The sequence below is a fragment of the Pedobacter sp. Leaf132 genome (assembly GCF_920984695.1).
Classification (GTDB): Bacteria; Bacteroidota; Bacteroidia; order Sphingobacteriales; family Sphingobacteriaceae; genus Pedobacter.
Genome location: NZ_CAKLBO010000001.1, coordinates 236,135 through 259,418 on the forward strand (window position 1 = coordinate 236,135; position 23,284 = coordinate 259,418).

Genomic DNA, 23,284 nt, shown 5'->3' on the forward strand with positions numbered 1-23,284 from the left:
GCGATGAATGAACTAATCGAAAACCAGCATTTTATTACGCAAAGTGAAGTCAATAAATTCTTGTTGGCAACCTTATTGTGTGGCTTAATAGGCGCCGAAAGAGAGTATAGAAGCAAATCTGCTGGTTTGAAAACCATGATGATGATTGGGCTGGGTTCTACGCTATTTACCATTCTCTCTATAAAAATTGGATTAAGCAGTCATGATCGTATTGCATCAAATATTGTTACCGGAATTGGTTTTTTAGGCGCTGGTGTAATTTTTAAAGAAGAAAATAGGGTTAAGGGCTTAACAACTGCTTGCATAATCTGGATTGTGGCTGCAATAGGAATGGCCATAGGTTCAGGATTTTATGAACAAGCCATTGGCGTAACAGGAGTGGTTTTATTCGCCTTAATTGTATTTCCTTTTTTAGAAGAAATTGGCGATAGACGCTTTACCAAACGCTTTTATAGGATTGTAAAAAAGCAACAGGCTTACGGCGATTTTGAGAGTTATGAAAAAGTATTTAAAGAGAACAAATTAAAACCGCAACGCGGAAAACATCAACTTATCAATAATATAATTACTGGCAACTGGACTGCAACCGGAACGCCTAAAAATCACCAGAAATTTGTAGAGCAAATGTTAACCGACAAAGAAATTATAGAGTTTGATTTTTAAAATTCGAAAAAAAATCTGTCTTCTGAGTTTGTAGAGCAACTTTCTTTTCGTCAACTACCATCGTTTCCGACCATTTATCATGCCATGGCGTTTTAAAAGCCATTTAGAGTTTTTAAAATGTCAATCAATATAAATTATTTAGATTATTTGCCAAAATTAATTTCTCTAAAATCTTAAAAACAATCATAGCTTTGTACTAACAGATTCATCCCTAAATTGATAATCTGTAACTAACCCAATTCATGATAAAAGAACAAATTTCAGTTTTTGATATTTTTAAAATCGGCATCGGTCCATCAAGCTCACATACGCTTGGTCCGTGGCGGGCGGCTCAACAATTTACGGCTTCGTTAAAAGAAAATAACCTGCTCAATAATGTTGAAACCATAAAAATATTGCTCTATGGCTCGCTTGCAAAAACAGGTGTTGGGCATGGAACTGATGTTGCCATTGTATTAGGTTTAACCGGTGCAGATCCGGTAACTTTTGATGTTGATGCGGTTACGCCAACGTTTGAAAGCATTAAAAGGGATAAGAAACTGAATTTAGCAGGAGATATCGTAATTGATTTTAATTTCGAAAACGATCTTCTTTTTCTATTTGCAGAAAGTTTGCCTTTCCACCCCAATGCGGTAACATTTCAGGCACTTTTAAAAAATGGTAAAGCTTTTTCCGAAACCTATTATTCAATTGGTGGCGGTTTTGTAGTAAAGGAAGGCGAAGATAATAGCCAAAAACCTCAGGTAGATTTGCCTTTTCCGGTAGAGAAAGCAAAAGATTTACTGCATTGGTGTTTATCAACAGGATTAAAAGTTAGTGAAATTGTAATGGAAAACGAGCTGGCTTGGCGACCAGAAGCCACGACTAAAGCCGGTATTTTACAACACTTCCAGGTAATGAGGGATTGCATTTATCGTGGTTGCCACACCACTGGGTTTTTACCTGGCGGTTTAGATGTTGCCCGTAGAGCTTTTCCATTAAATAAGAGATTAATTAACAAAGCAGAATATACAAATTACGATACCTGGGTAGATGCCATCAGAAAAGGCGGAAACGGATTTAACTATATTTTAGATTGGGTTAGCTGCTTTGCGTTAGCGGTTAACGAAGAAAATGCATCTTTCGGTCGCGTGGTTACCGCACCAACTAATGGCGCTGCGGGTGTAATTCCTGCGGTTTTGCAATATTTTATTGTTTTTTGCCATGGCTACTCTGAAGAAAAAATTACCCAGTTTATTGCCTGTGCTTCAGAAATTGGCAGCATTTTCAAAAAAGGCGCAACCATTTCCGCGGCTATGGGTGGTTGCCAGGCAGAAATTGGTGTATCATCGGCAATGGCTGCTGCCGCTTTAACCGAGTGTTTGGGCGGTTCTCAGCGTCAGGTTTTAATGGCTGCCGAAATTGCGATGGAGCATCATTTAGGTTTAACCTGCGATCCTATCGGCGGTTTGGTTCAGATTCCTTGCATCGAGCGCAATACGATGGGCGCTATTAAGGCCATAACGGCGAGTCAGTTGGCTTTGCAAAGCAATCCCGATAAAGCAAAAGTAAGTTTGGATGCCGTTGTAAACACCATGTGGGAAACCGCTTTGGATATGAACGCAAAATACAAGGAAACTTCTGATGGTGGTTTGGCGACTAATATCCCGATTAGCTTGCCGGAATGTTAAACCAATACTTTTAATTTGTAGCGCAATTTTGGTGCTTTTCGGGTACATTCTTCCCGCCAATGCTGCCTGCCTACCGAAGGCAGGCAATCTTTTGGTTATAGTTTTGCGTTTTTTTAAGGTAAATGCTACCAAAAGTATTTCCGCGAATGTCGGGGCTATAAAACACAAACAGTAGCGTTTAGGCTGGTTTTCTTATCACGATTTCTAGCGTAGTAGAGTTGAAACTCTCGATGCTGGGCTTTGCCCAAGCGTGCAACATAAAAATGACTTGAAACTAACTGAGATTTGTATTTTGTGGTAATGCCATATGTCTCTATATTTGATTCCTATGATTATACGTAAATCTATTCTCGCTTTTCTAGTCTCAGTACTCCTTATTTCTTGTAAAAAGGAAAACACTGAAAATCAAGTTAAAGAGCCATACATTCAATATTTTATGGCAGATTTAGCAGGTAAACCTCTTGATATAAAAGGTTCACTTTCATCCAATAGAGATTTATTTCGTGGCTGCTTGACCAGAATTGGATACGGTAACGGCACTTCTAAAGAAATGTATACTGTAAGTGTTCAGGTGCCCAAAACAATATTAGGTACTACAATAGATTCCAAACTTCAGTTTCAATTATTTGATGTTCAGGAAAAAGAATATTTATTAACCAGCAATAGAGCCTTTCAAGAAGATTTTTCAACTCATATTTATTTGGTCACCAATTTAGGTATGCCTAATTCGAAAATATATACTGCTTTCGATAATAAACTACCATTTAAAATTTCAATTTTAAAATATGAAAAACCTAATGATGGTAGTATTCCATTTGTAGGAGGTAAGTTAACAGGTGTGCTTTATAATACTACAGATTTACAGGATTCAATAATTATTAAGAATGGTGCATTTGATGTTAGATTTTAAAAGTAAAGGCTAGTTCGGTTTTTATGCACAAACCTTTGTTCATAAACCTGATATAAATGGAAAGCACGCAAGCGAGGCACGAGTGCGGACTTGAAATGTTAGCAGGACTACAGACCGCCAAGTGAATTTACCGTTCCTTTTCAACAAAGGAATTAAAATAAGTTTGTGTGCGTTAAAATGAACCACCACAAGCCTGTAGTAAGAAAGGAAAGCAAAATTCCAATTCCCACAACTAAATTTGAAACCTTTGGGTTTAAATTATATTGATCGGCAACTAATCCGGCGGTTAACAATGTTGGCATTGCCATTTCAAAAATGGTGATTTTGGCAATCATGCCATTCAAGCCGAATAACAAAGCAATTGCTAAAACCGAAAGTGGCGCTAAAATAAGTTTGTAAAAAAGAGCAAAGCTAATGTGTTTGATTTCGCTAAACCAACCACCAAATTTTAGCTGCAAACCAATTGAAAATAAAGCTAACGGACCAACAGTTCCAGCTAATTTATCAAATAGCACATCAAAGGAAGATAAATCTAAATATCGAGGTAAAATTAACGCCAATACGCAACCAATAAGCGGAGGGAAAGTGAGCACTTTTTTGAATACCAATTTTGCACTCAGTTCTTGCTGCTGTGAAGACCGGATGGCAACAATAATGCCTATGGTGGAAAGTAGTGTAAACGTAATTTGGTCGCAAATGATGGCAATGGCTAGTTCCTTTTCGCTGAAATAAGCAATTATTAGAGGGAAACCAATAAACGAAGTATTACTTAAAGAACTAACCAACTTTAAACCACCGGAAGTTGCCCTACTATTTTTACTTAATTTACTGTAAACAGTGATGAATAACCAACCAAATAACCAAACGCATATTGGCGCAAGGGCGGGGAAAAGTAATGCTTTAGTCCAGGTAATGTGCGGTAAATATTTAAATGAAACCGCCGGAAGCGCGATATAAATTATCCATGCATTTATGCCTTTATGGGCATCTCTTGGCAAAGTTTTACTTTTCCTAAAAAGAATACCTGCCAGGATACATAAACCGATTAGAATAAAGTTTGCCATTTAATGCTAATTGATGGATAAAAAGAAAACGCCAATAAATTTCATTGGCGTTTTAATATTATGTGGTTGGGTTACTAGGTTTTGGTTTCTTTTTATGCCAAACCTTTTTCTTGCCATTATTTCTAGGGTGTTGTGGTCTTTTTTCTTCCACATGCGTTATTTCCATGCTTGCGATGTGCTCTGGCAAAACCATCCGTGGAACTTCTTTTTCAATCAGTTTTTCTATATTATCGAACTTGCGTTTATCTTTTCCGTTAACCAAAGTAATGGCGGTTCCTTTAGTCGCCGCTCTTGCTGTTCTTCCAATTCGGTGTACATAATCTGCCGGGTCGCCTGGTACATCATAATTGATAACCAAATCTACGCCTTCAACATCAATACCACGAGATAAAACATCAGTACCTATGATAATTGGAAGTCTTTTGTTTTTAAAGGCAAGCAAAATGTCTTCACGCTCTTTTTGATCTAAATCAGAGTGAAAAGCTTCAGCCTGGATTTTTAAACCTTTAAAAGTTTTGTATAAAGCCTTAACCTTATCTTTTGTAGAGGCAAAAATAATGGCGCTTTTATAGGTATCATCCTTAAAAATATCAGTTAATAAAGCCTGCTTTTGCTGGTCGTGAATGTTGTAAGCTTGTTGTGTAATACCTTCGGCAGGTTTGGCAATTGATATGGTAATTTGCTGCGGATTATTTAAAATGCTACCGGCCATTTTTCTAATCTTTGGAGCCATGGTAGCCGAAAACAATAGGGTTTGTCTTTTTTGCGGCAGGTAACTTACAATACGCATAATGTCATCGTAAAAACCCATATCCAGCATTCTATCAGCTTCATCTAAAATTAAATGTTGCAAATGCTGTAGTTTTAAAACTCCTGAGGATAAATGTGCCATTAAGCGACCTGGCGTTGCTATTATAATATCAACACCATCACGCATGGAGCGTTTTTGTTGCTCGTAAGCCATGCCATCGCCACCACCATAAACCGCTAAAGAGCTAATATTTGTGAAATAAGCAAGTGCTTCTACCTGTAAATCAATTTGCTGGGCAAGCTCTCTGGTTGGCGCTAAAATTAAAGTATTGTTGTGTCTATCGGCAGCACGACTAATTTTATCCATTACCGGTAAAAGGTAACTTGCAGTTTTTCCGGTACCGGTTTGGGCACAGGCAATTAAGTCGTGATTATCTAAAATTACAGGAATGGCTTGTTCTTGTATTGGTGTAGCGCTTTTATACCCCATTGCCATAAGGCCTTCATGTAAGTCGGGGCTAAAGTTAAAGTCGTTAAAATTCAATCTTTTATGTTTATGTATTTTAGCAAAAGTACCTGAAAATATGGCTAATAGCAAGCAAGATTTAAACATCACCTTGTGAAATAGTGATTTATGAAAATCAGGTTATAAAAAAACCTCAAGTTTTGGCTTGAGGTTTTTAGTTTTTTAGAAAGCCGGATCGGCCGGTGTATTTGGATTGTTATCTCTTTCTTGGAAAGGATAAGGGAAGAAATTACGTTTTCTATCCGTAAGTGGCAAGCCAAATCTTCTCATATCTTCAAGTTTTAAACCAGAAGCATACAGTTCTATGCTGCGGTGTTTGTATATCAAATCCAATAATTGCTGTTGTGTATAAGTTCCGGTTAGGGCTGGTAAAGCAGCACCAACACCAAATGGATCAGCTGTAGAAACTTTCGTAACTACTTTATTCAATTCAGTTAAGGCATTAGGTAAATCTGGTGTTCTTGCATAAACTTCAGCCTTAATCAAAGTCATTTCTCCAGGTAAATAAATAGGGAAAGGCGTGGCTGTTGTAGCCGCAAAACCATTCATTCTTAAAGTTGCTGTGGGCGTTCCTTCCATTTTAGTATAGAAAACTAATCTTCTATCTGCTGCATCTGGCACATAAGTTCCTGTTAAACCTAAATTTGCATTTAAAGGTTGGAATACGTTATTTGACGCAATGATGGAAAATAGAATATTTGGAGAAGTTGCGTCGAACCTAAAAGAAGAAGCTGTTGTTAAAGTAACTAAGTTTGCTTCTGTTAATGCCAAAGGATAGTTTCCAGAAAACAAAGCATAACGTGCTTTTAAAGCATGCAATGTGTTTACAATGCTAACATCGGCAGGTACATTGCTTGTAAAACCTGTAGAAATTGGGTTTGCTGCAATAACGGTTAAAGCGTTATCCAAAACTGAAATAGCTTTTGCAAAGCCCGCAGCACGGGTTATAAATGCAACATTTTTTCCGGTTCCATCTGGAATGCGTTCCCAATATTGCGACATGTTTCCAATGGCTAATGCTTTAAATACGCTGGCATATCCGATTAATCCGGCGGCATAACCTTTATCGCCTAAATTACCGGCTTTTGTAATCACTAAATCGGCATCATATATAATTTTGTTTGCGCTTGTCCAGAGGTTGAATAATATGGTATTTGTACCATCTACTGCGTTGCCACCAGTGCTTAATTGCAACTCCGGAATGTTACCGGCATTTAACAAAGCGAGTTCATTGGTTACAAAACCGTTAGCTGCGATTGAATTAAACATTACACCTGTTCTGTTTAGAGTGTAAACACGTTGCAAACCAATTGCAACAGCTGTTAAACCTTGTTGTGTTGTTAGTGCGACATCCGTTTTTGCTCTAGATGGATCTTGATATTCTTTTGTACAAGAAGATGAAAACAAAACCGCCGAAAGTGCAATACAGCTTATATATTTTGAGGTATTATTTCGTAAATTTTTCATAAATTTTTCTGCTGAAGATTAAAATTTAACTTGTAAACCTAAACTGAAGGTTCTTGGGATTGGCACCGAACCAAAATCGATATTTCTTAAAATAGTCGATTGTCCGCCGGAGTTTAATTCTGGATCGTAGCCTTTGTAATTATCCCACGAAACAAGATTTCTGCCGCTTAAGGTAACTGTTAAATCTCTCAGGTATTTTATTTTTCCGATGTTATAGCTCAATGAAACTTCTCTTAACTTAACAAAAGAACCATCATCAATTCTCCATTCTTCGGTAGCATAAACGCCCGCTACATAACCACGTGGTAACTGGCCCAGTTGCTCTGCTTCGGCTACTTTACCATTACCCACACCTTGGCGGGTTCTCCAATCTGCATTCCAAACATCTCCACCCTGCACAGCATCTAACTGTATGTGTAAATTCAATTTTTTATAAGTAAAATCATTCACAAATGATGCTGTGTAATCTGGATTCGGGTCGCCCAAAACTTTACGTAATGTAGTTCCTGTTGGCAATCCATTTGCATCTCTTTGAGGTGTGAAACTTGTTGCTGAGTTTTGAATACCACGCTCTAACTGTGGAATACCTGCCGCATTGGTTAGTAAACTTCCATCTGCTTTGCGAGCGAAGAATGTTCCATAAAATACACCAATTGCTTCGCCATTAATGATGGCAACCGGAGCGCCAGGGTTTGTACTGAATAATCTTAAACCACCAACATCAAGCGCTTTATTTCTATTTCTGTTGAATACAAGTGTTGTATTCCAGGTAAAATCGTTTGATTTTAATGGTGTACCGTTTAACACAAGCTCAATACCTCTGTTTTGAAGCGAACCAATATTATCTAAGAAACTAGAAAATCCGGTAGATGGTGCGGTAACACTTGCAATTAATAAATCGCTAACTTTTTTGTTATACCAGTTAAATTGTAAGCCTAATCTGTTTTTAAAGAAAGACATATCAGTACCTAATTCTAACTCACGCTGACGCTCAGGTTTAACATTTTCGTTTGCCAGTTGAGCGCTCGAGAATAGGGAAGCCCTGCCTAAAAACGATTGAGTTGAATAGGCGTTGATTCTATCGTAAGCGCCAATTCCGGTTAAGTTACCCGATTCTCCATAAGCAGCCCGGATTTTAAAAGTATCCCACCAGGAAGATACACCTAAGTTTTTCCAATAATCTGCAGATGATAAAACATAACTTGCATTGCCTTTGAAATAGGTTTGTGTACGATTATCAGCACCAAATACGGTTGATTGATCGACTCTTACTGCGCCTGTTAAAAAGAAATGGTCTTTATACTTAAATGTTTGCTGCAAGTAACCACCCGTAACAGATAATTGTGTTCTGCCATCAACACTTGGCAGTTGTGTTGCTGCAGCGTTTACCGTTTCTATAAGTGGCGCTAAACCGCGTCCGTTAACCAATTGATAACGGGTTTGCTCATACTGAAATGAATAACCTAATTGTGTGGTCGAAGAAATTTTATCAGAAATTTTTCCCTGATAAGTTGCATTAATTTCGTTGTTGAACTGAAATGCATTGTTGCTTGCAGTACTGGCGTAGCCATTTAGTGTACCATCTAAGCTAGCGCCACCACCAAAGAAATCTGGATTTACGTTGTAAGCAAATGGTGGAATATAAGTTGTTCCGTTTGCACCAGAATTATCTACACCTAATAAAAAGTTTAAGGTTAGGTTTTTAACCGGATATAATTTTAAATTGGCGCTTGCAATAACACGATTTGTTTCCTGACGTTGTTTAATATCTTCTATTACAGAAACTGGATTTACACGTCCGCGTTCGCCTACAGCTAATAAATTGCCGTTTGCATCTCTTGCAAAAATATCATGAAAATTGCCAATAATCGTTACCGAATTCATTGGAGAGAAGAAGGAGTTTCCATCTGGTTTTTCATTTGCAGCGCTTCTGATGTAGTTTAAACCAGCACTTAATGAAGCCCACTCCGTAATTTTTTGATCTACATTTGCCCTTAAATTATACCTCGAAAAATCTGTGTTTTTAATAATACCTTGATTGGTAAAATAACTGGCAGATGTATAGAATTTGGTATTATCCGTTCCACCGCTTACAGAAACTGTATTGTCTGTTCCATAACCTGTTCTAAAAATATAATCCTGATAGTTATACCTTGTAACCGGTGTAGTATTGGTTAGGGCCGGCGTTAAAACATCTTGAGTTTGACTGTTAACAGAACCACCAAATTTTACCGGAGATTGATTTACCTCAACTTGTTTGCGTAACTCGCTAATGGTTAAACTCGTGTTAAAACTAACCTGAGCTTTTCCACTTGCACCTCTTTTGGTAAAAATTTGAATTACACCAGAGTTTGCTCTCGAACCATAAATGGCAGCAGCTGCAGCACCATTTAAAACTTCAATCCTGTCAATATCAGCCGGGTTAATATCAACCATTCTGTTTTGGCCAATGCTTCCAACAAAATTCCCACCATCGTAATTGGCCGATGTATTGGTTACTCTTGTGGTAGAATTATTTACAATTACGCCATCAATAATGTATAATGGCTCTGATGATGAATTTACAGAGCTGATACCTCTTAACCTTACCGATAAACCGCCTGCAGGGTCGCCAGAGTTTTGACTGATTTGTGCACCAGCGGTTTTACCTTGTAAAGACGAAAGAACATTTCCGCTGCCTGCACGATTTAAATCATCGCCTTTCACGGTGCTTACATAACTTCCTAATTCTTTTCTGGTGGTTCCCTGAGATGTTCCGGTAACAATTACTTCGTCAAGCCCAACAGCATCGCCGGCAAGTGCTCCATTAACCTGAACCTGGTCTGCCGCACCTAAATCAAGGTTTTGAATGGATGTTTTAAAACCTACATAAGAAAATTGAATTTGATACTTACCTGCCGGAAGGTCGACTGTAAAATTATAACTTCCGTTTGCAGAAGTACTTGTGGCGAGGTTGGTATTTAAGATTTTTACAACTGCACCAGGTATTGGTTCTTTGTTTGCAGCTTCTGTTACTTTTCCTGTAATGGTGTAACGCTTATTTTGCGCATTTGCCATTTCTGTGAGTAAAAGCAGCACAAAAGAGATCATCAAAATCGATAAAAATTTTGGCGACCATTTTAGGTAACTTTTTTCCATAAAATTCGGGTTGTTGATTATAATTAGCTATCAAACAAATTTAGCAAATTACAACACAAACCAAATTATTTATTCCGGTAAGCTAATCTTTCCCATACAAACAGAAGGCACACCTTGTCTTTTGCCGAAGTTTATTGGTTTTCCGCAAAGGGTTTCGTTGGCCAAAACCGCAAAAAGAACAGCTTCTTTCGCATCTGGATTAATATTTAAATCATCAGTAGTTTTGAAAATTGCAAAAGTTAGTTTGCTTTTTAATAAGTTAACCAACAATGGATTATGCATGCCGCCACCGCTCATAAATAGGTGTATTGCTGCATTTTCATCAAAGCATTTTTTTATGGCATTTGCAATGGTTTCAGCAGAAAAATGGCACAGGGTTGCCATTACATCAGCTTTGCTAATATTTTGCGTTGCTGATTTTTCTTGGGCAGCATCTAAATACTGTAGGTTAAACAATTCGGGTCCTGTGGTTTTAGGAAAATTTTCATTAAAAAAATCGCAATCCAGCAAAGCTGATAAAAGATCTGCATTTACATTTCCTGCAGATGAAACTTCAGCGTTTTTATCATAAAATTTATTAAAGTGCTGTTGCATATATTGGTCCATCAAAGTATTCCCAGGCCCGATATCCGTAGAGAAAATTTCATCAGCCTTTAAACTTGCCGGTAAATAAGTAAAGTTAGAAATGCCACCAATGTTTAACATTACCCTGTTTTCGCCAGGTTTTGAAAACATTAGATAGTCGCCATAAACCGCTAAAGGCGCACCTTCCCCGCCTGCGGCGAGATGTTTTTGTCTAAAATCTGATAAGGTAATGATGCCGGTTTTTATGGCAATATGGTCACCATCGCCAATTTGTAATGTACCGTTTGGATATTCATTAAGCTTATGCAATGATTTTGGCGCATGAAATATAGTTTGCCCATGGCTGGCTATGAAATCTATCTGATGGTTTTCGTAACCCCATTCGTTTAAAGCTGTGTTAATTAATTCGCTATGAACGTTGGCAATGTGTTCATTCATAAGGCAAACCAACTGCAAATCAACTTCTTTTTTGGAGAAAATTGCTTTAATTTTCGCTCTGAATTCGTCAGTATAGTCGCCTGTTTTAAATTTTAAAATTTTAACATCAGTTTCAGCACCCTGCCCTTTAATGCTGCAAAGTGCAATGTCTAATCCATCCATCGATGTACCACTCATTAAACCAATAATAAGTCTTTCGGCCTTATTTGCTTTTTCGTAGAGGTTTTTTATTTGAAGATTCATAACAGATTAATTTTTATCAAAAACGAGCAAACGTTTGTTTTATACCTTGAGCTAATATTATTTAAATACTTGCAATAAAAGTAAAAAACCTTTATTAAATACCGCCTATATGTTACTATCTTTACTGCTCCGTACATTAAAAACCATAACAAAAAATGGCAAGATTAAATCTACTGGAGGAAACACGTTTCGAGAAACTCCCTGTGAGCGTGTTTGCAAATCCAAAAATTGCTTCTGTAAACGTTGCTCATCGCATCGCAAGTCTTATCAAGACAAAACAAGCAAACAACACACCTGCCGTACTGGGCTTAGCAACAGGTGTTACCCCAATTGCAGTTTACGCCGAACTGGTTAGATTGCATAAAGAAGAGGGTTTAAGTTTTAAAAACGTAATTACTTTTAATTTGGATGAGTATTATCCGATGCAGCCAAATGCGGCTCAAAGTTACGTTACGTTTATGAATGAAAACCTTTTCGATCACATTGATATCGATAAGAATAACGTTCATATACCTGATGGAACACTGCCATTGGAAGATATTCCGGCTTTCTGTTTGGATTATGAGAAGAAGATAGGGGATTTAGGTGGTTTAGACATACAAATTTTAGGTATTGGTCGTACTGGTCACATCGGTTTTAACGAACCTGGTTCTGCACCTAATTCAGGAACACGTTTGGTTACACTTGATGATTTAACACGCCGGGATGCTGCACGTGATTTTGGTGGAAAATCTTTTGTGCCAACAAAAGCCATAACCATGGGTATTGGCACAATCTTTAAAGCCCGCGAAATTATTTTAATGGCTTGGAGCCGTAAAAAAGCTTCGATTATTAAAAAAGCTGTAGAGGGCGAAATCTCTGGCGAAGTTCCAGCAACTTATCTTCAACTTTCGCAAAATGTTGAGTTTATTTTAGATGAACCAGCAGCATCAGCTTTAACTCGTTTCGATACACCTTGGCTGGTAAAAGATTGCATCTGGACGGATTCGTTAATCCGAAAAGCAGTAATTTGGTTGGCTAATACCTTAAATAAACCAATTTTAAAGCTTACTGAAGACGATTACAATAATAACGGTATGGCACAATTGGCTACCGAAAAAGGGCCGGTTTACAATATCAACATTCATATTTTTAACAAATTACAACATACCATAACAGGCTGGCCAGGTGGAAAACCAAATGCTGATGATTCTCAGCGCCCGGAAAGAGCCGAACCGGCAAAAAAACGTGTTATCATCTTTTCTCCGCATCCTGATGATGATGTAATCTCAATGGGAGGAACTTTTATCCGTCTGGTTGATCAGAAACATGATGTGCATGTGGCCTATCAAACATCGGGTAATACTGCAGTTTGGGATGATGATGCCTTACGTTTTGTAGAGTTTAATGTAGATTTTACTGAAAAGATGGGCATGGATAATGCTCACTTAAAGGATCTTTATCAAAGAATGAGAAAATTCATTGATCAGAAGAAACCAAATCAGGTAGATACCCCAGAAATTCAAACAGTAAAAGGTTTAATTAGAAAAGGGGAGGCCATAGCGGGAGCAAGATATTGTGGTTTAGAGGATGATCACATTCATTTTCAAGCGCTTCCGTTTTATGAAAGCGGTAAAAACCAGAAAAATCCGGTTACTCAATTAGATGTTGAACTTACAAAGGAGCTTTTGCAAAAGGTAAAACCTCAGCAGGTTTTTGCTGCCGGAGACTTTGAAGACCCACACGGAACGCATATTGTGTGTTTTAATATTATTTTAGCGGCTTTAACCGAGTTACGCAAAACAGAAGATTGGGCAAAAGATTGCTGGTTGTGGATGTATCGTGGCGCTTGGCATGAGTTCGAAACACATGAAATAGAGATGGCCGTGCCGATTAGTCCGCAAGAACTGGAGCGCAAAAAATATGCAATTTTTAAACACCAAAGTCAGAAAGACAGAGCTGTTTTCCCTGGTGATGACGCAAGAGAATTTTGGCAAAGAGCTGAAGATCGTAACCGAGATACAGCCAAAGCTTACGATGCTTTAGGTTTAGCAGAATACGAAGCTATGGAAGCTTTTGTACGCTGGAAGTTTGATTAAGGTTTGATATAATCTTTTAAGCGTTTAGTATAACGCCATAAACTTACGAAGTCTAATTTGCACATGCATATTAGACTTCGTAAGTTTATACCAAACTAACCATCTGCAATGAATCAACCCAAACAACGCCTGCTTTCTTTAGATTTTTTTAGAGGATTAACTGTAGCGGCAATGATTTTAGTTAATAATCCTGGAAGTTGGGGACATATTTACGCCCCGCTAGAACATGCAGAGTGGAATGGATGCACACCAACCGATTTAATTTTTCCTTTTTTCTTATGGATAGTTGGCGTTTCAATTGCATTTGCAATGAGCAGCAGCAAAGCCGATCCATCAACACATAAAAAAACGATTATTAAAGCGATTAAGCGAGGTTTGATATTGTATTTTTTAGGGTTTTTTCTGGCCATTTTTGGCAAGCTGATAAACGATCCGGCCCATGCTTTACAAACAGTTAGGCTACTGGGTGTACTTCAGCGAATAGGTATCGTTTTCATTATCAGTTCAATTATTTTTTTAAAAGTATCCGAAAAAAACATCTTTAAAACTTTGATTGTTATTTTGGGTGTTTATTGGGCATTAATGACATTAGTTCCTGTTCCTGGTGTGGGTTATCCAAACATGGAAAAGGAAACCAATCTGGCTGCCTGGATAGACCGTGGAGTATTAACCGAAGCGCATACCTGGGCATCATCAAAAACCTGGGACCCTGAAGGCGTTTTAAGCACGCTACCTGCCATTGGAACTTGTTTGTTTGGTATTTTAGTTGGCATCTGGATGAGACGTAAAGATGTTGATAACCCAACTAAAGTTGCCTGGCTTTTTTCTGCGGGCATATTTGCCACAATACTCGGGCTTCTACTGGATTTAAATTTCCCTATTAATAAATCCCTATGGACAAGCTCTTTTGCGCTCTACACCGGAGGTTTGGCTTCTATAGCACTAGCGCTTTGTTATTGGATTATAGATGTTCAGGGTTATAAAAGATTTACAACGCCCTTTTTAGTTTATGGCGTAAATGCAATTACTGTTTTCTTTCTTGCCGGGTTAATGCCAAGGGTATTAAATTTGATTCAGGTTTCTAAACCAGATGGTACTAAAACCGGATTGTTGGTTCGTTTTTACGAAACCTGTTACACACCATTTTTTTCGCCAATAAATGCATCATTGGTATGGGCAATGACCTACGTTTTAGGGTTTTATGTGCTGCTTTACATCATGTATAAAAAGAACATCATTATAAAGGTTTAGTTATTCTTTCGCCAGCGGAATTTCTACACCAACCGGGCTTGTGGGCTCGCTTTCATTTTTCAATCTATCTAAGGCGGTAACAACATAACTATATCTTTTGCCGCTTTCAACAGTAGTATCAATAAATGAAACATAATCCTCAAAACTGATTTTCAGAATATTTTTTGCATCTAAAACTGATATTTTTTCGCCTTCCTCAAAACGGTAAATAACAAAACCAGAAGCTGTTTCTCCATCTTTAGCTTTTGTTGGTAATTGCCATTTTAAGTGTACACCATCTTTAAGTGCATCGGCCATTAAGGCTTGTGGCTCATTCGGAGGCGTTTCATCCAGCCAAGGCATTTGAGGAGGCAATGCCTGATATTTATACAAATCATTCTTTAACGAATCTCCAACGGAGCGGGCAACTGTACTAAGCGATTTGGATGAAAAGAAAACGCTGCCCTGAATTCGATTGCTCGCCCTTAATGTTCTAATTTGATTTGGTATTTCAGAAAGGTTTTTCCAGGCCATTTCTGCCCTCGAATTTACCAGATATGCACCATGGCCAACATATACATGTCTGCCATAAGCGTTATTACTCCACCAATCTAATAAAACGCCAAAAGGTGCTGCTTTTCTGGTAAAAGTGAAATAAATCTGCGGATTGATGTAATCTACCCAGCCTTCTCTTACCCACTTTCGGCTATCCGCGTAAAGCTCTGCATAATTGGAGAGTCCGCTGCTTGCAGAACCTTCTGCATCTTCGTATTTATTGCGCCAAATACCAAAGGGGCTAATTCCAAACTTTACGTATTTTTTGTAGTGATGAATGCTGTCATCAACCATCTTGATCAATAAATCGACATTATTTCTGCGCCAGTCCTTTACATCAGAAAAGTTGTTAGGGTATTTATAAAATGTATTTCCATCATCAATCCTTTGTCCGGCGATTGGATATGGATAAAAGTAATCGTCGAAATGGATACCATCCACATCGTAGTTTTTAACAACATCCAAAATCACTTGTGTAATATATTCCCTAACTTCAGGAATACCTGGGTCAAATTGTTTTTTTCCGCCATAGGTGAAAAACCATTCTGGATGTTTCTTGGTGATGTGTGTTTCGCTTAAAGGCGTTACACTGTTCATTGAAGCACGATAAGGATTAAACCACGCATGTAGCTCAATGCCTCTAAAATGCGCCTCTTTAATTGCAAAAGTTAATGGATCGTAACCTGCTGCAGGTGCAACACCTTGTTTGCCCATCAGCCATTGGCTCCATGGCTCTCTAGATTTGCCATAAAAAGCATCAGCTGCTGGTCTAACTTGTAATATTATTGCATTTATACCCTGGGCTTTGTGCTTCTCTAATATACCAATGAATTCTTGTTTCTGTTGATCAGCACTTAAACCTGGTCTTGATGGCCAGTCGATATTAGATAAAGTAGCCACCCAAACCCCTCTAAACTCTCTTTTTGGTGCAGTTTTTGATGTTGCTTGGGCATTTATGATGTTTGGCAGTATTGTTAAAGTTAAAAGTGCGTATAGAAAGTTTTTAAGCATTATTTATGTGTGTTTTTTTATTGGGGTTGTATAGCTGTGTAAACAATACACATTTTGAACCTTAGCAAGTAAACGATTTTTTTTAAAAACTCATATAAGTTTATTAAAAATTTTAATTTGCGCCAAATTTACAAAAATCCGATTGTGTTATCATTTACCTGTGAAGACAAGAGTTTTAAACCGAAAAAGCATTAGTAAAAAATGGAATCACAAAACGTTAATAAAGGCGATAGAAATAAAATTTACTTCCTCATAATTGTTATTGCAGCACTCATTGGTACCAATGGATATTTGTTTTTTAAAGACAGAAAACAAGGCGAAAGATTGGTTACCGTAAGTACCGAAAAAGATAAATTACGATTAGAGGTTGAAAAAATAGAAGTTGAGTTAGATAAAGTAAATGCACTCAACCTCGATTTAAACGATAAGTTGGTTGAAGAACAGAATTTAGCCAGAACAAAGATAGAAGAACTGAAAGTTGCTTTAGAAAAAGGTGAAATTACCCAGGCAGAGCTTGATAAGGCTCAAGGCCAGGTAGAAGAACTTAAAATTTTCATTAAGAATTACAACGACCAGGTTATCAAGCTTCAAAATGAAAATATTTTTCTAAAATCATCAAGAGATAGTTTAGAGCATGGGCTAAAAAATGCAAATGATAAAGCTGCAAATCTGGCAACAGAAAATTCAGTGCTAAATGCAAAAGTTAAAACTGCCGCAATGCTTAAACTAAAGCAAGCCGAGGTTTTTGCTTACAGAACCAAATCGAGCGGGAAAAAAATTGAGGTGACCAAATCCTCAACTGCAGAGAAATTAAGCATTCGTTTTGAACTAATTCCTAATGAACTGGCCGAAAAAGGCCATCATAACGTTTTTATCAGAGTTTTTGATCCGGCAGGAAATCTTTTAGCCGACGACAGCAATCGCTTTGAAGCCGATGGTCAGGAAATGCAATTCAGTTATTCTATATATATCGATTATAATAATGATGGCACAACTTATTCCATAGATTGGGCTAACCCAAAACCATTCATAAAAGGCATTTATACGGTAATCTTATACACCGATGGCAGCACAATGGGCAAAGCACAAATCGAGCTAAAGTAAAAGCTTAAATCAAAGGAAAGCTTAGATAGAATGTTGTTCCTTTATCTGCTACAGAAGTAAACGTTATATTTCCTCCGGCATTTTCTATAGCCTGCTTAACAAACGCTAAGCCTAAGCCGGTTCCCGACGATTTGGTTGTAAAGTTCGGTACAAAAATTTTATCGTGTAACACAGCCGGAATACCTTTTCCATTATCCTTAATCTCGATATAGGCACTTTGATTATCATTATAGAGCAGCACATTTATGTTGCATGCGGCATCAGGCTCAATTGCTTCAATTGCATTCTTAAACAGATTGTTAAATGTTCTTAGTAGCTGGTCTCTATCTGCCTGAATGTAAGCATTTATTTCTGCTCTATTTGTTACCGTAATTTCAACGTTTTCTGCATTTTTAAACACTTCTCTTGCCTGCTCAATAACTGGTAAAACAGCAGTTTGTTCTAATTTCGTATCTGGCATTCTGGCGAAATTCGAAAACTCCGAAGCAATTTTAGAAAGGCTTTCAATTTGCTCAATAAATGATTTACTAAATTTATTAAACTTTAGCTCGAAGTTTGGGTCATTCTCTTTCCATGATTTTTCTAATAACTGAACGCCTAGTTTTAGCGGTGTTAAAGGGTTTTTAATTTCATGCGCAACCTGTTTGGCCATTTCTCTCCAGGCATTTTCTCTTTCAGAACGGGCTAATTTTGCAGCGCTTTCCTCCAGTGCGGCAATCATGCTATTATATTCTTTAATTAAGGTTCCAATTTCATCGTGCCTGCGCCAAACTATTGGTTCATTTTTTTGTCCGATTTTTGTGCGGCTAATGCTTTCTTGAATAAAGGTTAGCGGACTTGTTATCTGATTTGCCAAAAATACTGCAAGCACCCCGATAGCAACAAAAACCAATGCATATATATTAATAAGGTTACTCACAAAAAGCGCTATTTTATCCTTGTATTCATCCTCGTTAGAGTAATTTGGCAAACCAATAAATGCGATGGTTTTATTCTGGGCATTTCTAATCGGTGCATAAGCAGCGGCATAAGTTAAATTCCCTATTTTTTCATCCTGGTTAATAAATTCCGAACGCTGCAATCCGCTTAGGTTTAAATAGGCAGTAGGCCCCATTTTCCGGCCAATAATTTTGTAGTTGTAAAGTTTTGGGTAAGTGGTCATTATCACATCACCTTTGGTATCGTATAAGGTTAAATCTGCATTATTTATATCTGCAAAATTGTTAAAATCTGCTATCGCGTTTTCATCCGTATTTATTTTACCATCATTAAAAACCTGTTTCTCAAAGTTCTGTTGAACCTTTCTGATTTTATCTTTAATCAACACATCCTGCTGGCCTCTGTATTCCTTATTCATGTATCCGTAGGTTGTCCAACCCACCACAAGCAGGGTTGCAACAACGGTGAGCACAATGGATACCTGAATACGCGTTTTATACAGAATTTTATTGGCATTAATCATTAAAGATCGGTTAATGCTAAACCAACCAACCTTATCATCATCCAGGTTTTTAATTAGCCATATTAAACCATAAAGTATAAAGCAGAAAATAATGAAAACAAGGAAGAAAAAAGACAAAGCGGCCAAACGTTCTATGTAGCCCACTTTTTCTTTGCTTATCACAACCATTTTACTGGCGCTTGGCTTAAATATTAAATGACTGTAATGCAGGTTATCATCGTTGTCAACAACAAAATCATCTTGCTTGCCTTTATAAATTTTTCCGCTTAGCGGATAGGTATATGATCCAGATTGATTTAAAAGTTTATCATTACTGTACAAAGCAATTGAATAGCCCTTAAATTCCTCATCTTTATTGTATTTCTGGTCGGAGAGTAAATCTGGTAATCGGTTGCTATAATTATAAGGCTTGGAGCGCAGCTCTATAATCAAAGTGCCAACTAAACTATTTTTACTTACAACAGGGATGATACCGAAATAATCCTGATAACCAAATGTATTGTTAACCTGATAGAAAAAGTTTGAAGCTTCAATTTTTACAGAACCAGATTCTACAAGGTTTTTGTATTTTTCAATCGGTTGTACATCGGCTTTGTTTAGTAAGTTGTCGAATTTGTTGTAATCGTATAAATTGTAATCATAGCGGCTTAAATAACCATCTAAATAACCTTTAAGGTGATTTTTTAACACGGCGAAGTTTGCCTGGCCATTTGTGTTGAAATATTTGACCAGGAAATCATCTTCTAACAACTGACGTTCTAATTTACCTAAAGCGATAATTGCATTCGGATCTTCTGAAGCTTGCACCTTTCTAGCCAGAAGCTCCCGCTCACTTCGCTCTTTAATATCTTTATATTTGATGTATTTAATTGATGTATTAAAAGCAAGGCAGAAGAATAAAATGGCTAGCAAACCAATAGAAAAACGCTTTGTTTTTACGTAAGATATCCTTGCAACGATAAATAAAACAAGCGCATAAATGATAAAAAAGGCTGTAAAATTATTCAGTAACCGATAAATAAATACGCCAGCGAAACCAACTACGAAGAGCATAACCCTTTCCCGGTTGCTTACATTAAGTTGTTTACTTACCTCAATTGATACAATGGTTATTAAATAAATTTGAAACCACGCCAAACATAAAATAACTATACTTACCCAGCTGTTTCCACTTAGCTTAAGAATATTAATGATATCGAAATTAATTTTTGAGTTATTGATTAAACCAAAAAATAAATCATCAACAAAAAATGCAATTGCCCCGATAAGGATTAATAGAATTGCGTGTATTAATATTCCAATCCATTTATTTTTTCTTATCCATTCTGGAAATTTGTATTGCTCTTTATGATTATAAACGAATAGGAGCCACCAGGTTGCAGCTAATACATTCATTAGGAAATCGCCAAGCGATGGCATTAAATCACTATTGGCGTAAATTTTAGGGTCAAATAATTCTAGCGGAAACCGATGGTTAAACCAACCAAACCAAATATCGGTTAACCGGCCTGTAACGAAAAATGCCAGCAGTAAAAAACTTGCAAAAATAAGATTTCCTTTTCTGGCAATTAATGAGCAGAGGGAATTTACAAACATGCAAATGCAAATAATTCCGGCAAAAAATAGCCATAATTCTGTGTCAGAATAATAGTCATCGGCGTAGCTGGGCTTAACTTTTAAGCTAAATAGAAAAATATTGTCATTACTTCTAATCGAGTAAGCATCTTTATCATAGTATGAAGCCAGCGTAACTATTTTAGAATCGGATAGGAGCGCATCGATATCATTTTTAAAATATCTGTTTTCTGGAACGGAATATTGAGATTGAATGGCAATTAAAAATAGAAGGGTAAAATCTCCATCAGATTTCTTTATAACCTCATAATAACCATTTGATAACTGCAAAACAGATTTTCCTTCTTTAATAAAAGATGGATTAACATCTATAACTTTAATGGTGCTCCAATATTTGAGCTGGTTTTTGTAAAATGTTTGCAGATTAATGCCATTTGGGCGGTAATGCTCGAGAAAATGCATTCCTGCAGCGGCATTAAGGTGAAATTTTTCGGCTTGTTTTATCTTATTTTTATCAGATAGAAAATTGTCTACAATATTTTCTTTTAAGGATAAATTTTCCTGAATCTTTTTTGCGTCACGCTCTAAAAGTTCGGATTTAGTAGTAAAATGACTTAGCGAAATAGAAGTGGCTATTAGGCAGCAGCCTAGAATAAGCAGTAGAAATCTTATTTTAACACCAAAGCTTAATTTCATCTATCGATAAAGATATTAAATATTGACAAAAAATAACGCCATAAACAATAATGCTTATGGCGCCGAATATTAATTATTTAGTAGGATTTTAAGCAATGCTAGCACTGCTCGTGTTTACCTCTCGGCTTACTTTTTTAACTAATCCTTGTAAAACACTACCCGGACCAACTTCTACAAATTCGGTAACTCCATCTGCCAGCATGTGCGTAACAGTTTGTGTCCAACGTACTGCACCGGTTAATTGTTTGATTAAGTTTTGCTTTATTTGTTCTGGATCTGTGTATGGTTTTGCGTCAACATTTTGATAAATCGGGCAAATTGGCGTTAAAATATTTGTGTTTTCAATAGCTTCCTGAAGTTCAATTTTAGCTGGCTCCATTAGCGGAGAGTGAAAAGCACCACCAACGTTTAGTTTCAGGGCTCTTTTAGCGCCTGCTTCAGTTAGTTTTGCACAAGCTAAATCAATGCCTTCAATACTTCCCGAAATTACCAATTGGCCAGGGCAATTATAGTTTGCAGGTACAACTATGGCATCAACTTCTGCACAAATTTTTTCTACTACATCATCAGCCAAACCTAAAATTGCAGCCATTGTTGATGGTTGAGCTTCGCAAGCTTTTTGCATTGCGTTCGCACGGGCAATCACAAGGCTTAAACCGTCTTCAAAACTTAGTGCATTTGCCGCCACAAGCGCCGAAAATTCGCCTAAGGAGTGCCCGGCAACAACATTTGGTTTAAAATCATCTCCTAAAACTTTTGCCAAAATAACCGAATGTAAAAAAATTGCAGGTTGTGTTACGTTGGTTTGTTTTAGTTCTTCGTCAGTTCCGCTAAACATAATATCGCTAATGCGGAAACCAATAATTTCATTTGCTTTTTCAAATAATGCAGCTGCGGTTGGGTTTTCATATAAATCTTTACCCATGCCTACAAATTGTGCTCCCTGACCAGGGAAAATATATGCTTTCATAATTCTTTATCCCCAAAGGGAAAATATTTAGTTAAACTTATTAATGACCACTAAAGTCCCGATTAAGGGTTTGGGTTAATCTAAACTTGCTGTAATTAACCTTAAAAACTCTGCTCTTGTTTTATCGTTACTTAAAAATGTACCTGTAAAAGCAGATGTTGTGGTAACAGAATTTTGTTTTTGTACACCACGCATCGCCATGCAAAGGTGTTTACATTCCATAACTACTGCAACGCCCATTGGGTTTAAAGTATTCTGGATACAATCTCTTATTTCGTTGGTTAGGCGTTCTTGCACCTGCAATCTGCGGGCAAAGGCATCAACAATACGAGGAATTTTACTTAAGCCCACAATGTGGCCATTTGGAATATAGGCAATATGCGCTTTTCCAAAAAATGGAAGCATGTGGTGTTCGCACATTGAATATACTTCAATATCCTTTACAACAACCATTTGGCTATAATCTTCTTCAAACATGGCCGATTTTAAAATCTCATCGGGCTTTAAATCGTAACCATGTGTTAAATATTGCAACGCTTTGGCAACTCTTTCCGGCGTTTTTAAAAGACCTTCACGTTCCGGATTTTCGCCCAGATTAATCAAAATATCTTTATAATGTGTGGCTACAGCTTCAATTTTAGTTTCATCGTAACGGTCTATTTTTACATAACCGTCTCTCGATTCACCTTTTAAAATATCTTTTTTTTCCATTAAGAATTAACCAAAGTATTCAACAAAATTATTTTCAGTTTCGTAAATTTTAACACAATGTAAAATTGCACCTGCCTCGGCTATCGGAGCAATTAATTGTTCCCAAATGGCAATGGCTAAATTTTCTGTAGAAGCCAGTTTATCTTTCATAAAATCTACATCAAGATTTAAGTTTTTATGGTCAACTTTATCTACAACATAGGTATTCATTACATCCTTTAGCCATTTTAAATCTACTAAGAAACCGGTTTCAGGATTAACTTCACCTTTAACGGTAACATATAGCCAATAATTATGACCATGCCAGTTTGGGTTAGCGCATTTACCGTAAACCTCCGTATTTTTATCCGCATCCCAATCTGCTCTGGCTAATTTATGAGCAGCATTAAACGATGCTTTTCGAGTTATATAGATCATTGTTCAAAAATAATGTGCAAA

16 protein-coding genes are annotated in these 23,284 nt (G+C 37.1%); 6 read left to right on the top strand and 10 right to left on the bottom strand.

Features of this window, described 5'->3' with window-relative positions; translation table 11 throughout:
• Positions 1 to 3 precede the first annotated feature (3 nt).
• The 3 genes from LUA86_RS00995 (at position 4) to LUA86_RS01005 (ending at position 3,243) form a co-directional block, all read left to right on the top strand.
• Positions 4 to 663, top strand: a complete 660-nt coding sequence (locus LUA86_RS00995) for an MgtC/SapB family protein (RefSeq protein WP_231458680.1) — start codon at positions 4 to 6, stop codon at positions 661 to 663.
• 242 nt (positions 664 to 905) lie between these two features.
• Entirely contained in the window at positions 906 to 2,333 is a 1,428-nt protein-coding gene (locus LUA86_RS01000) for an L-serine ammonia-lyase (RefSeq protein ID WP_231458681.1), read from the top strand.
• A gap of 328 nt (positions 2,334 to 2,661) precedes the next feature.
• Entirely contained in the window at positions 2,662 to 3,243 is a 582-nt protein-coding gene (locus LUA86_RS01005; RefSeq protein ID WP_231458682.1) for a DUF5025 domain-containing protein, read from the top strand.
• 152 nt (positions 3,244 to 3,395) lie between these two features.
• Here LUA86_RS01005 and LUA86_RS01010 read toward each other — a convergent pair whose 3' ends face one another.
• From LUA86_RS01010 to LUA86_RS01030, 5 genes are all read right to left on the bottom strand, one after another.
• Positions 3,396 to 4,307 (bottom strand): AEC family transporter, encoded by a 912-nt coding sequence (locus tag LUA86_RS01010; protein ID WP_231458683.1) that lies wholly within the window; start codon positions 4,305 to 4,307, stop codon positions 3,396 to 3,398.
• 58 nt (positions 4,308 to 4,365) lie between these two features.
• The gene (locus tag LUA86_RS01015; RefSeq protein ID WP_231459249.1) at positions 4,366 to 5,601 is read right to left on the bottom strand and encodes a DEAD/DEAH box helicase; all 1,236 of its coding nucleotides are present in this window, start codon (positions 5,599 to 5,601) and stop codon (positions 4,366 to 4,368) included.
• A gap of 144 nt (positions 5,602 to 5,745) precedes the next feature.
• Positions 5,746 to 7,050, bottom strand: a complete 1,305-nt coding sequence (locus LUA86_RS01020; protein WP_231458684.1) for a RagB/SusD family nutrient uptake outer membrane protein — start codon at positions 7,048 to 7,050, stop codon at positions 5,746 to 5,748.
• Between the two features lie 18 nt (positions 7,051 to 7,068).
• Positions 7,069 to 10,188: a SusC/RagA family TonB-linked outer membrane protein gene (locus LUA86_RS01025; protein WP_231458685.1), complete on the bottom strand. Its 3,120-nt coding sequence runs from the start codon at positions 10,186 to 10,188 to the stop codon at positions 7,069 to 7,071.
• Positions 10,189 to 10,257: 69 nt separating this feature from the next.
• The gene (locus LUA86_RS01030) at positions 10,258 to 11,454 is read right to left on the bottom strand and encodes an anhydro-N-acetylmuramic acid kinase (protein ID WP_231458686.1); all 1,197 of its coding nucleotides are present in this window, start codon (positions 11,452 to 11,454) and stop codon (positions 10,258 to 10,260) included.
• Positions 11,455 to 11,609: 155 nt separating this feature from the next.
• Here LUA86_RS01030 and nagB point away from each other — a divergent pair, with 155 nt between their 5' ends.
• A complete protein-coding gene (gene nagB, locus LUA86_RS01035) occupies positions 11,610 to 13,532 on the top strand; it encodes a glucosamine-6-phosphate deaminase (RefSeq protein ID WP_231458687.1) in 1,923 nt (640 codons plus the stop codon).
• 108 nt (positions 13,533 to 13,640) lie between these two features.
• On the top strand, positions 13,641 to 14,783 hold the full coding sequence (locus tag LUA86_RS01040; protein ID WP_231458688.1) for an acyltransferase family protein: 1,143 nt from the start codon (positions 13,641 to 13,643) through the stop codon (positions 14,781 to 14,783).
• Here LUA86_RS01040 and LUA86_RS01045 read toward each other — a convergent pair whose 3' ends face one another.
• The gene (locus tag LUA86_RS01045; RefSeq protein ID WP_231458689.1) at positions 14,784 to 16,328 is read right to left on the bottom strand and encodes a glycoside hydrolase family 10 protein; all 1,545 of its coding nucleotides are present in this window, start codon (positions 16,326 to 16,328) and stop codon (positions 14,784 to 14,786) included. It lies immediately after the preceding gene.
• Between the two features lie 201 nt (positions 16,329 to 16,529).
• Between LUA86_RS01045 and LUA86_RS01050 the strand changes: the two genes are divergently transcribed.
• On the top strand, positions 16,530 to 17,432 hold the full coding sequence (locus tag LUA86_RS01050; protein ID WP_231458690.1) for a hypothetical protein: 903 nt from the start codon (positions 16,530 to 16,532) through the stop codon (positions 17,430 to 17,432).
• A gap of 4 nt (positions 17,433 to 17,436) precedes the next feature.
• Here LUA86_RS01050 and LUA86_RS01055 read toward each other — a convergent pair whose 3' ends face one another.
• From LUA86_RS01055 to LUA86_RS01070, 4 genes are all read right to left on the bottom strand, one after another.
• Complete coding sequence (locus LUA86_RS01055) at positions 17,437 to 21,165, bottom strand: HAMP domain-containing sensor histidine kinase (RefSeq protein ID WP_231458691.1); 3,729 nt, start codon at positions 21,163 to 21,165, stop codon at positions 17,437 to 17,439.
• An 88-nt stretch (positions 21,166 to 21,253) separates the two neighbouring features.
• Complete coding sequence (gene fabD, locus LUA86_RS01060) at positions 21,254 to 22,135, bottom strand: ACP S-malonyltransferase (protein WP_231458692.1); 882 nt, start codon at positions 22,133 to 22,135, stop codon at positions 21,254 to 21,256.
• 75 nt (positions 22,136 to 22,210) lie between these two features.
• Complete coding sequence (gene folE / locus LUA86_RS01065; RefSeq protein WP_231458693.1) at positions 22,211 to 22,846, bottom strand: GTP cyclohydrolase I FolE; 636 nt, start codon at positions 22,844 to 22,846, stop codon at positions 22,211 to 22,213.
• Between the two features lie 6 nt (positions 22,847 to 22,852).
• Positions 22,853 to 23,263, bottom strand: coding sequence for a 6-carboxytetrahydropterin synthase (locus LUA86_RS01070; RefSeq protein WP_231458694.1), 411 nt, complete (start codon positions 23,261 to 23,263; stop codon positions 22,853 to 22,855).
• Between the last annotated feature and the right edge of the window lie 21 nt (positions 23,264 to 23,284).